The following is an 11,352-nucleotide window of genomic DNA, read 5'->3' as shown; positions in this document are numbered from 1 at the left end:
CTGGTTGCACTCCAGGAACCACCAGATCCCGTCGGCGTCCTCAGCGAAGTCGAAGGCCCCGTAGGCGAGTCCCGCGTCACGGAGGTAGGCGCGGACGGCGGTGGCCGTGCGTGCCGGGACCTCGACCGGGTGCCAGGGTGCGTCGGAGACGGCATAGCGGACGTCGACCTCGTCGGGGTGGGCGTCCGGGTGGACCGGCTTGCGGGCGGCCAGCATGCGGTCGCCGACGGCGGTGAGCCGGACGTCGGCGGTCTTGGCGATCCGGCGTTGCAGCAACGTGGGACCGAAGGCGACCGCGGCGAAGTCCGTGCCGGGCGCGACACGGCTGGTGGGGACCGTCCTGGGCGGCTCCTGCGGGTGGGTGCCGGAGACCGGCTTCACCACCAGGTCCGGGAAGCGCTCGGCGAAGTCCCGGGCGGCCTGCGGGAACGTGGTGATGAGCGTGGCCGGCACGGGCAGCCCGACCTGCTGGGCGTGCCGCAGCTGCCACGGCTTGTGGCGGGCGCGCCGCGCCGCGTCCGGGTCGTTCATCCAACGGGCGCCCGTGGCGCGCAGCATGCCGTACAGGGCCTGCGAGGACTCCTCGGTGAGCCAGCCGGACGGCTCGGCCACCCGGCTGGCGGGAATCCCCGGCCTGCGCAGCCAGATGGACCGCAGCCCGTTCATGCCGACCAGGCGCCCCCCGGCGGACAGATGCCCGCGGAAGGCGCCGTGGACGTACTCACCGGAGAGCGCGACCCCGCCGGGCAGGTCGGCGGGATCGAGGCGGACCACCGGTACGCCGGCCCGGTTCAGTCGGGCCACCACCAGGTCTGCCGTCACATCCTGTTCGCACGTCAGGATCAGCACCGTCATCTGTCGTATATCCGCGTTCAGTCGTCGAAGTGGGTCTTCGAGCCCGCCGTGGACGTGGTGGCCCCCAATTCCCGCATCAGAGCCAGGTCGTGGGCGGCGATCCGCCCGTCGGGGAGCACGTTCAACTGCAGCCCGGAGTCGTAGGTGTACGGAGCGCTGAACTCCAACTGCTCAGTGGTGCGAGCGTAGTTGAGTACGAACAGTCGCATCGTTTCTCCTTGGTTCGGGACCATCCGGAAAAACGGATGGTGACGCTCCGGCCGCACTCTGTTGGGCCGGGTCGCTGTGCCTCCAGGGAGTTATACGAATCGAACGACTGAATGGTTGCCTCATCTTGTCGGCAGTTTCGACTTGCACCGCCAGGTGTCAAAGGGCAACGGTGCGTGGTCATTTCGACGCTGCGTGCCGTGTGGCGAACGCGATGGCGGAGGCGAACGCGGCCAGTGCGGCGACACTGGTGAGCGCGGCGGGAAGGGAGTGCCATTCGGCCAGGAAGCCGATCGTGGGCGGGCCGAGCAGCATGCCGAGGTAACCGAGCGTGGAGGCGGTGGCCACTCCGTCGGGACCGGCGAGAGCGCCGGCGCGCTCGATGGCGACGGGGAAGATGTTGGCGAGCCCGAGGCCGGTGATCGCGAAGCCGAGCAGTGTCGCCCACACCGACGGGGCGAGCGAGCCGAGCAGCATGCCGGCCGTGGCGGTGGCGCCGCCGGCCACGAGTACGCGGGTCCTGCCCAGGCGTTCCAGCAGGGTCGTGCCGGTCAGCCGGCCGACGGTCATGGCGAGCGCGAAGCAGGAGTAGCCGATGGCCGCGACGCCGGGGGAGGTGCTCAGGTCCTCCTCCAGGTGCAGCGCGCCCCAGTCGGCCAGTGCTCCCTCGCCGTACGCCGTGCACAGGGCGATCAGGCCGAAGGTGACCACCAGGCCGCGGGTGCCCGAGCGGCCGTCGCCGTCCGAGGGGCCGTCGCCGTCGGAGCGGCTGTCGCCGCTCGCGCGGCCGCGCGGGTCGTTCGGCTCGGCCGGTGCGCCGTCCACGGCGGCGAGCAGGCGTTCCGGAGGCGTCGGGGGTGTCGGGGGTGTCGGAGGCGCCGGGGGGCCGTGGCGCAACAGGGTGCGTCCCGCGACGGCGGTGACCAGCAGGCCGATCACGGTGATGCCGAGCAGATGGCGGGTGGCGGACAGCGACCCCGCGACCAGGCCGCCGAGGCCCGCCCCGATCATCCCGCCGAGACTGAAGGCGGCGTGGAAGCCCGACATGACGGGGCGCCGCAGCGCGGCCACCAGGTCGACGGCCGCGCTGTTGAAGGCGACGTTGATGCCGCCGAAGGCCGCACCGAAGATCAGCAGGACGCCGCCCAGCGCGAGTGCCGAGTGGGTCAGCGGCGGCAGCGCCACGCCGAGGGACAGCAGGACCGCGCAGACCACCGTCACGGGGTGGCTGCCGAAGCGGCGGCACAGTCGCCCCGTCAGCATCATCGTGACCACCGCGCCGGCGGACACGCCCAGCAGGGCCAGGCCCAGTGCTCCGGGTGACGCGCCTGTCTGCTCCTTCACCGCGGGGATCCGCACGACCCAACCGGCGAAGACGAATCCGTCCAGGGCGAAGAAGGCGGTGAGGGCGACGCGGAGCCGGGTGAGGTCGCCACCCGGCACGACGCTGTGCGATCGGGTTTTGTTTATTTGCGGCACAAAGTCAGGCTAGGGCCGACCAGGTGGCTGGGCAAGCCTGTTCCCTCCCGGTCCGCGACGCCGGGCGCGGCGCACCCTCGACCTGCGGGGATGCGCCTCCGGTCAGGGCTACAGGGCGTAGACCTGCCCCGTCTGGGCGCCCTCGACGGAGCGGACGTACGCCTGCGCGACATCGGCGAGGTCGACCGGGGGCATGCCGGGGAAGTAGTCGCCGTAGTCGGCGAGGGACTCGGTGAACACCGTGGGGCTGATCGCGTTGATGCGCTGCGGGGCGATCTCGATGGCTGCGGCGCCGACGAAGGCCTCCACCGCACCGTTGGCCATGGAGGCCGCGGCGCCGGTGGGGATGGGTTCGCGGGCCAGCACGCCGGTGATGAGGGTGAAGGAGCCGCGCTCGGCGACGCGCGGTATGCCCTGCCGGACCAACTCGATCTGGCTGAGCACCTTGCCCCGGAAGGCGGCGAGGTGATCGTCGGGCGTCAGTTCGGTGACCGGCTTGAACGGCACGTCACCGGCTGCGCTGACCACCGCGTCCAGGTGGCCGGCCCGCTCGTACAGGTCGGTGATCTGCGTGGGGTCGGTGAGGTCGCAGCGTAGATCACCGCCGCCGCGTCCCACGGTGAGGACGTCGTGGCCGCGGCTGGTCAGCGTCTTGTGCACGGCCGTTCCGAGCGTTCCGGTGGCGCCGATGAGGAGAATCTTCATGCCGTGACGCTAAGCCCCGTCGGTGCGGGAAGAGAAGTGCCGTCCTGGGGCCGCGGGGGATGTGGCGTGTTCGATACGGGAGTTCGAGCCGGGACGGTCTTGGTCGCTGTGTGTCACCGGATCGTCTGCCGTGCCCTGGGCGGAGGCGGACCCACGGCACGTGTTTCGGGGGTGCCCCTTTCGGCGGTGAATTGCTTTTCGCTTTCTTGAGGCATATCCCGTGGTGCGAGCGACGAGTGTGCGTCGACAACGGGCCCGATAACGCGCGGGAATGGAAGGCCGGGGTCCGGGCCGGTGAAAGGCCGCATCGTCGTCAATGGCGCTCGTCGGTACGGTCACCGGGGCATGATCGCGTGCCCTCCCCGCCGTGCCGGGGGGAGTTGTCCGGAAGGTGCTCGTCGATTTCGCCGGGATATCAGGGCCGGGTGGATCGGGGCGGCGATCGGCGCGGGTTTCGGTGAGGGGCGACCGCGCCGCGCCGAGTCGGTCGCGACGCGGGCCGCCCCTTTCCGGTTCAGTCCGCGGGGCGGTCCACCTGGCTGGAATACGTCGGGTGAAACGTGCGCAGGCGCAGGGAATTGCCGACGACGAACACCGAGGAGAACGCCATGGCGGCTCCCGCGATCATCGGGTTGAGCAGGCCGGCCGCAGCGAGCGGCAGCGCGGCCACGTTGTACGCGAACGCCCAGAACAAGTTGGACCGGATGGTGCCGAGCGTCCGCCGGGCGAGGCGAATGGCGTCGACCGCCGCGCGCAGATCGCCCCGGACGAGGGTGAGGTCGCCGGCCTCGATCGCAGCGTCCGTGCCGGTGCCCATGGCCAGCCCCAGGTCGGCTCGGGCGAGGGCGGCCGCGTCGTTGACGCCGTCGCCGACCATGGCGACCGAACGGCCCTCGGCCTGGAGCCGCTCGACCACGTCGACCTTGTCCTCGGGCAGGACCTCGGCGATCACGTCCTCGGGTGCGACGCCGACCTGACGGGCGACCGACTCGGCCACCGCCCTGTTGTCGCCGGTGAGCAGGATCGGGGTGAGGCCGAGCCCGCGCAGCCCGGCGATCGCTTCCGCGCTGGTCTCCTTCACCGCGTCGGCGACCGCCAGCACCGCCCGTACCTCGCCGTCCCAGGCGACCGCGACGGCCGTACGGCCCGCCGCCTCCGCCTCGGCCCCGGCCCGCCGGAGGCCCTCCGGCAGCTCCAGCGCCCACTCGGCCAGCAGCCGCTCCCGGCCGACGAGAACGGCGTGGCCCTCGACGACCCCCTGGACGCCGAGGCCGGGTACGTTCGCGAAGTCCTCCGGGGTGGGCAGCGAACCGACCTTCTCCAGCGCGCCGTCGGCGATCGCGCGGGCGATCGGGTGCTCGGAGGCGTGCTCCAGGGCGCCCGCCAGCCGCAGGACCTCGGCCTCGTCGCTGCCGTCGGCGGTGTGCACGGACAGCAGTGTCATCCGGCCCGTGGTGACGGTGCCCGTCTTGTCGAGGACGACCGTGTCGACGCGGCGCGTGGACTCCAGCACCTCGGGGCCCTTGATCAGGATGCCCAGCTGGGCGCCGCGCCCGGTGCCGACCAGCAGCGCGGTCGGTGTGGCCAGCCCCAGCGCGCAGGGGCAGGCGATGATCAGTACGGCGACGGCGGCGGTGAACGCGGACGTGAGCGACGCGCCGTTGCCGAGCCAGAAACCGAGGGTGCCGAGGGCGAGGGCGATCACCACGGGGACGAAGACGGCGGAGATCCGGTCGGCGAGCCGCTGGGCCGCGGCCTTCCCGTTCTGCGCGTCCTCGACCAGCCTGGCCATCCGGGACAGCTGGGTGTCGGCGCCGATCCGGGTGGCCTCGACGACGAGACGGCCGCCCGCGTTCACGGTGGCCCCGGTGACCGGGTCGCCGGGGGAGACCTCCACCGGCACGGACTCACCGGTGAGCATGGACGCGTCCACCGCGGAGGAGCCCTCGACCACCGTGCCGTCCGTGGCGATCTTCTCGCCGGGCCGCACGAGGAAGCGGTCGCCGACCTGCAGATCGGCGGTGGGCACGGTCGCTTCGCTGCCGTCGGGGCGCAGGAGGGTGACGTGCTTCGCGCCCAGTTCCAGCAGGGCACGCAGTGCCGCGCCCGCCTTCCGCTTGGAGCGGGCCTCGAAATACCGCCCGGCCAGGATGAAGGCGGTCACGCCGGCCGCGGCCTCCAGATAGATGCTCCCGGAGCCGTCGCCTCGGGCGATGGTCAGCTCGAAGGGATGGGTCATGCCGGGGGTGCCCGCCGTCCCGAGGAACAGCGCCCACAGCGACCAGCCGAACGCGGCCAGGGTGCCGATCGAGATGAGGGTGTCCATGGTGGCGGCGGCGTGCCGGGCGTTCGTCCAGGCCGCCCGGTGGAAGGGCCACCCCGCGTAGGTCACCACGGGCGCCGCCAGGGTCAGCGACAGCCACTGCCAGTACTCGAACTGCAGCGCGGGGACCATGGCCATCGCGATCACGGGGACGGCCAGCGCCACCGCCGTGACCAACCGCTGCCTGAGCGGCCGCAGTTCGTCGTCGACCGGCTCCCGCTCGCCGTCCCCCTCGGGCTGTGGGGGCTCGGGCTCCCGCGCCGTGTACCCCGTCGCCTCGACCGTGGCGATCAGGTCGCCCACAAAGACGTCACCGGAGTGACTGACCTTCGCCTTCTCGGTGGCGTAGTTGACCGTCGCGGTGACGCCGTCCATGCGGTTCAGCTTCTTCTCGACGCGCGCCGCGCAGGAGGCGCAGGTCATGCCGCCGATCAGGAGTTCGACCTCGGTGGTGGCGCCGGGCGCGGTGGTGGTCATGGCTGCTGCTCCTCGTACGTCGTGGGAGTCGGTCGCTCGGGCGGCCTCGGTGGCCGGGCCGGGGAACGACGACCCCGGATACGGGCCGGGGGTACCTCGGCGATACGGTCTGTATACCCCCGAGGGGTATTTCACGCAAGTTCCGTCGAGCGCTTGACTGAGTACCCCCTGGGGGTATCGTGAGCTGCATCGGGAACCTCCGATGAGACCCTTCGACCTCCGAGGAGACGGCCATGAACACCGGACTGAGGATCACCGCGTTCGCCGCCGCGCTGGCCGCGACCTTCGGCACCGCCTACGGGGTGGGCAAGGGCGTCGAACCCGTCGTCGCTGACAGCGCGCCCCCGCGCCACGACAGCCACGGCCGGACCTCGCCCGAGTCCGACGAGGGCGGCGGCCACACCGGACGGCACGAGACGCCGCCGGCCGGCGGCCTGCAGATCTCCGAGGGCGGCTACACCCTCGACCTGCGCACCACGGCCGTCACCGCCGGGAAGCGCGCCGACCTGCGCCTCGTCATCCGCGACGACGACGGCCGCGCCGTCACCGCGTACCAGCGCGAACACGACAAGGAACTGCACCTCATCGTCGCCTCACGCGACCTGGTCACCTACCGCCACCTCCACCCCACCCGCGCGGCCGACGGCACCTGGAGCACCCCCGTCGACCTGCCCAGGGCGGGCGGCTACCGCGTCTTCGCCGACTTCACCCCCGCGGCGAAGGGCGCCCGGAACCTCACACTCGGCGCCGACCTCGCTGCTTCGGGCGCCTTCGAATCGCGGCGGCTCCCGAAGCCGGACACCAGCGCCGAGGTCGACGGCTACGAGGTCGAGCTGGACGGCGGGCTCCGCCCGGGCGCCGCGAGCGAGCTGAAGCTCACCGTCTCCCGGAACGGCCGCCCGGTCACCGATCTCCAGCCCTACCTCGGCGCCTACGGCCACCTGGTCGCCCTGCGCTCCGGTGACCTCGCCTACCTGCACGTCCACCCGAACGGCGAGCCCGGCGACGGCGCGACCGAACCCGGCCCCGGCATCTCCTTCACGGCCACCGCGCCCAGCGCCGGCACGTACCGCCTCTTCCTCGACTTCAAGCACGAGGGGACGGTCCGCACCGCCGCGTTCACCGTCCGCGCCGGAGGCCCGGCGGCACCGGCCGCCCCGGAGGAGCCGAACGACACGGACGGAACGCACGACACGTCCACCGGACACGGGCACTGAGCGGAAGAGGGCGGGGCACACAGCCGGCCCTCCCGCCCGCGAGCCCGGCCGGACATACCCCCCAGAAGCCCCGTCGCGGAGCCCCGGCTTTGCTTGGATGGCGTCATGACCGACGCCCATGAGCGCATGATGCGGTCCAACGAGGCCAACTGGGACGCCCGGACCCCCGTCCATCTCGCCAGCCGCTTCTACGCCCTCGACGAGAACCTCGACCCCGCACGCTGGTTCGCCCCCTGGGAGTGGGAGGACCTCGGCGAGCTGCACGCCCGGGACGTGCTGCACCTCCAGTGCCATCTCGGCACCGAGACCCTCGCCTTCGCGCAGCGCGGGGCGCACGCCACCGGCCTCGACTTCTCCGAGGCGTCGGTGGCCGCCGCCACCGGCATCGCACGGAGGGCGGGCCTCGACGTCACGTTCGTCCGGGCGAACGTGTACGACGCCGTCGAGGCCCTGGGGGAGCGGAAGTTCGACGTGGTGTACACGGGCAAGGGGGCCCTGTGCTACCTGCCGGACCTGGACCGCTGGGCCGACGTCGTGGCCCGGCTCCTGCGGCCCGGCGGGAGGCTGTACATCGCGGAGTTCCACCCGCTGCTCAACTCCCTCGGCCCCAAACCCGCCCCGGACTCCGGACCCGAACTCCTGCTGCGCCACGACTACTTGAACGGCGGGAGCGCCGTGCACCGCGACGCGACGTACACCTACACCGACGGCCCCGCCGTGGAGGGCGCCACCGACAGCTACGAGTGGACGCACGGCCTGGACGAGGTGGTCAACGCCCTCATCGACGCCGGCCTCGTCATCCGGCGGCTGCGGGAGAGCGACGAACTGCCCTGGCCCCGCTGGCCCCGGATGACCCGCACCCCGTCCGGCTGGTGGCGTCTGCCCGAACCCCGCATCCCCCTCCTGTACGGCCTCCTCGCGCACAAGCCCGGCTAGCAACTGTCGTTCGGCTCACGCCGGGACGCCGAGGTCCGCCAGCACGGGAGGCCGCCTTTCGCCGGCCCGCGTCGCCCGTTCGAAGGCGTGCCCGGCCTTCAGGACCGACCAGTCCTGCCGGTGCGGGCCGACCACCTGCAACCCCACCGGCAGTCCCCGCGGGGTGAAACCCGCGGGGACGGACAGCGCCGGGCAGCCCGTCACGGAGATCAGGTACGCCGAGCGCATCCAGTCCAGATAGGTCTCCATCGGGGTGCCGTCGACGACCGTCGGATATGCCAGGCCGATGTCGAACGGCGCGACCTGGCTGACCGGCAGCACCAGCAGGTCGTACGTCTCGAAGAACACGCGGACCCTGTGGAAGAGCGCGCCGTGCAGTGCCTGCGCCCGCCCCAGGTCCGGCCCGGAGAGCGAGCGGCCCTCCTCGATGTTCCACACGACGTCCGGGGCCAGCCGGTCCCGGTGCCCGTCGAGCAGCGCCCCGTAGGCGAGTTCCACCTGCCAGGCACGCTGGGCGAGGAACACCTCGTCCGCGCCGGACAGATCCGGGCAGGCCTGCTCGACCTCGCAGCCGAGCGCCGTGAACACCTCGACCGCCGGGGCGAGCGCGTCCCGTACCTCCGGGTCGACGGGCACCGCTCCGCCGAGGTCGGGCGACCAGGCCACCCGCAACCCCGCGATGTCACCGCCCAGTTGCCAGGCGAAGGTGGAGCCGGGCGTGTCCAGGGAACGGGGGTCGCGCGGATCGGGACCGGCCAGCACCGACATGGTCAGGGCGACGTCCGCCACCGTCCGGGCCATCGGCCCCTTCACCGACAGCTGACCCCACGGCGCCCGGTCCGGCCAGGACGGCACCCGGCCCGGCGACGGGCGGAGCCCGACCACGTTGTTGAAGGAGGCGGGGTTGCGCAGCGAACCCCCGGTGTCGCTGCCGTCGGCGATGGGCTGCATCCCACAGGCGAGCGCCGCCCCCGCGCCGCCGCTGCTGCCGCCCGCGCTGCGGGACAGGTCGTACGGATTGCGGGTGGCTCCGAAGACGGGGTTCACGGTGTGCGAACCGAGGCCCAGCTCGGGGACGTTGGTCTTGCCGAGGGTGAGGGCGCCGGCCCGCCGCAGCCGCTGGACGACCAGGTGGTCCCGGTCGGGCACATGGTCGGCGAAGATCGGCGAACCGTATGTGGTCCGCAGACCCGCCGTGTCGTGCAGGTCCTTGTGGGCCACGGGCAGCCCGTGCAGCGGACCGACCGGCTGCCCCGTCGCGAGCCGCTCGTCCGCCTCGGCCGCACGCTCCAGCGCCCGGTCGGCGTCCAGGGTGACGATGGCGTTCACCGTGGGGTTGACGCGCTCGATCCGCTCCAGATGGGCGGTCATCACCTCCCGCGCGGACACCTCGCGACGCGCGAGCGCCACCGTCAGCTCGTAGGCCGTCCGGAAGCACAGGTCGTCGGCGGGCGGCACGTCGTCGCCCAGGCCGACGGCGTACGCCGGGCCCGCGGCCGGCGCGGAGGCCGCGCCCGGTGCACGTTCCGCGCCGGGTCGGGGCTCGGCCCCGGTGCCGGATGCCACCTCCTCCGGCGGGCTCGCCGAACGCTGCGCGGGGTGGTCGACGGAGTGGTTCACGAGGTGGTTCACGCCCCTCCCAGGGAGTCCTTGAGCTGGACGACGGCGAGCAGGCCGAAGAGGACGAAGGAGCCGCCCAGCAGCACGTTCGAGGTGATTCCGTTGCGGTACGCCGGGTCCACGCCCCGGCGGTTGAGCAGGACCAGCAGCGCGCCGGACAGCAGCGGCAGGATCAGCGAGCCGACGGCGGCGTAGGTGAGGACCAGCGGCACCGGCCGCCCCAGGAAGGTGACGACGACCGCGGTGACGGCGCAGTACAGCACGAAGAGGCGGAAGGGGCGACTGTGCTGCGCGATGTGCCGTTCCGCCTCGGCGTCCGGGACGCCCCGCAGTGTCCGCAGCGCGTCGGCGAGCAGATGGCTCAGCCCGTTGAAGCCGCCCACCAGGGCGCTCAAGGTCACCAGGAAGAACGTCCCCAGGAACAGCACCCGCGCCACCGAGCCCAGATCGGCGCCGAGCGGGTCCGCGAGCGCCGCCAGGCCCTCCCCGCCGGTGATGCTTCCACCGGTGCCGTACAGCAGGCCCGTACCCACCACCGTCGTGCACAGCACGAACAGGAACGTGACCGTGTAACTCAGCGCCGCATCGACCCGCATGACACGCAGTCGGCTCCGGTCCGCCCAGCCCTTCTCCCGCACCCAGTAGCTGTACGACGCGATCCCGGCCGTGCCGCCCACCCCGCCGATCAGGGCGAGCACCGTCAGTACGTCCCCCTCCGGCAGCCTCGGACGCAGGGTGCCGAGCAGCCCCGGCAGATCGTCCGCGCGGGCGAGCGTGGCCACCGCGAGGACGGCCATGCCGAGGAACTTGGCGAGCATGAAGCAACTCATCACCCGCTCGAACAGGGCGTACCGCCCGACGTACACGATCGCCGCGGACACCAGCGCGATCACCACGGCCACCGGCCGCAGCGGCAGCGCCGGGAACAGCGTGGTCAGCGCCAGGGACGCCACCGAACCGAGCGCCGCCCCGTACAGCAGCCCGATGACCAGGACGAACGCGATGAACGCGCCCGGAAGCCAGCGGGCGGCCTCCCGCATGCTCCTGATCACGGTCTGCCCGGTCGCCATGTACAGCCGGCCCACCGCCTCGGTGAGCGCGTACTTGAGGATCACACCGATGACGATCGCCCACATCAGGGCCATCCCGTACCCGGCGGCACCCGCGAGCGACGTCACCATGTCCCCCGCGCCGACACTCGCCGCCGCCAGCACCAGACCCGGCCCGAGCAGGGCCTGCCGACCCCGCGGAGCGGCCGCGCGGCCGGTGGGCACGGAGTCGGCAGCCTCGGCGGCCGGGGAGCGAGGGGGACTTCCTGGAGTCGCGGTCACGTCAACCATCTCCGGATGTAGGGGAGTCACGGGAGTCATGGGTTCGTGCGGCTCGGTGTGGTCGCCGGGGGAGGAGGACAGGGGGGTAGCGGGACGTCCGTACACCCTGAGGAAGGGCGTCGTACGACGGCGGGGTCATGCGGTCCGTGCGGTTCCGCTTTACGGCAGGCTGGGCCATGGTGACGGAAGGGAACAACAACTC

9 protein-coding genes are annotated in these 11,352 nt (G+C 72.5%); 2 read left to right on the top strand and 7 right to left on the bottom strand.

Annotated elements, in window-relative coordinates:
• The 5 genes from tgmB to AOK15_RS16990 form a co-directional block, all read right to left on the bottom strand.
• Nucleotides 1-855: ATP-grasp ribosomal peptide maturase (gene tgmB, locus AOK15_RS17010; protein WP_055517643.1), on the bottom strand; the 855-nt coding region annotated here is incomplete at its 3' end.
• A gap of 17 nt (nucleotides 856-872) precedes the next feature.
• Nucleotides 873-1,064 (bottom strand): putative ATP-grasp-modified RiPP, encoded by a 192-nt coding sequence (tgmA, locus tag AOK15_RS17005; protein WP_055517641.1) that lies wholly within the window; start codon nucleotides 1,062-1,064, stop codon nucleotides 873-875.
• Between the two features lie 178 nt (nucleotides 1,065-1,242).
• Complete coding sequence (locus AOK15_RS17000) at nucleotides 1,243-2,505, bottom strand: MFS transporter (RefSeq protein ID WP_055517639.1); 1,263 nt, start codon at nucleotides 2,503-2,505, stop codon at nucleotides 1,243-1,245.
• 144 nt (nucleotides 2,506-2,649) lie between these two features.
• The gene (locus AOK15_RS16995; RefSeq protein WP_055517637.1) at nucleotides 2,650-3,246 is read right to left on the bottom strand and encodes a short chain dehydrogenase; all 597 of its coding nucleotides are present in this window, start codon (nucleotides 3,244-3,246) and stop codon (nucleotides 2,650-2,652) included.
• Between the two features lie 514 nt (nucleotides 3,247-3,760).
• Nucleotides 3,761-6,046 carry a heavy metal translocating P-type ATPase gene (locus AOK15_RS16990; RefSeq protein ID WP_055517635.1) on the bottom strand — a complete coding sequence of 762 codons (2,286 nt, stop codon included), beginning with the start codon at nucleotides 6,044-6,046 and terminating at the stop codon, nucleotides 3,761-3,763.
• 233 nt (nucleotides 6,047-6,279) lie between these two features.
• Between AOK15_RS16990 and AOK15_RS16985 the strand changes: the two genes are divergently transcribed.
• Both AOK15_RS16985 and AOK15_RS16980 read left to right on the top strand, forming a co-directional pair.
• Nucleotides 6,280-7,263 (top strand): hypothetical protein, encoded by a 984-nt coding sequence (locus AOK15_RS16985; RefSeq protein ID WP_055517633.1) that lies wholly within the window; start codon nucleotides 6,280-6,282, stop codon nucleotides 7,261-7,263.
• Between the two features lie 105 nt (nucleotides 7,264-7,368).
• On the top strand, nucleotides 7,369-8,199 hold the full coding sequence (locus AOK15_RS16980) for a class I SAM-dependent methyltransferase (RefSeq protein ID WP_055517631.1): 831 nt from the start codon (nucleotides 7,369-7,371) through the stop codon (nucleotides 8,197-8,199).
• Between the two features lie 15 nt (nucleotides 8,200-8,214).
• On the opposite strand, the gene AOK15_RS16975 is transcribed toward AOK15_RS16980, so the two are convergent.
• Nucleotides 8,215-9,831: an amidase gene (locus AOK15_RS16975; protein WP_420876919.1), complete on the bottom strand. Its 1,617-nt coding sequence runs from the start codon at nucleotides 9,829-9,831 to the stop codon at nucleotides 8,215-8,217.
• Nucleotides 9,828-11,159 carry an Nramp family divalent metal transporter gene (locus AOK15_RS16970; RefSeq protein WP_055517629.1) on the bottom strand — a complete coding sequence of 444 codons (1,332 nt, stop codon included), beginning with the start codon at nucleotides 11,157-11,159 and terminating at the stop codon, nucleotides 9,828-9,830. Before AOK15_RS16970 ends, AOK15_RS16975 begins: the two co-directional genes overlap by 4 nt.
• Nucleotides 11,160-11,352: the final 193 nt, after the last annotated feature.

Origin of the sequence: Streptomyces ossamyceticus, assembly GCF_001418475.1 — a bacterium.
GTDB classification, from domain to species: domain Bacteria; phylum Actinomycetota; class Actinomycetes; order Streptomycetales; family Streptomycetaceae; genus Streptomyces; species Streptomyces ossamyceticus.
The sequence above is the reverse complement of the archived record's forward strand: the minus strand, read 5'-3'. Positions and strand labels throughout refer to the sequence as shown.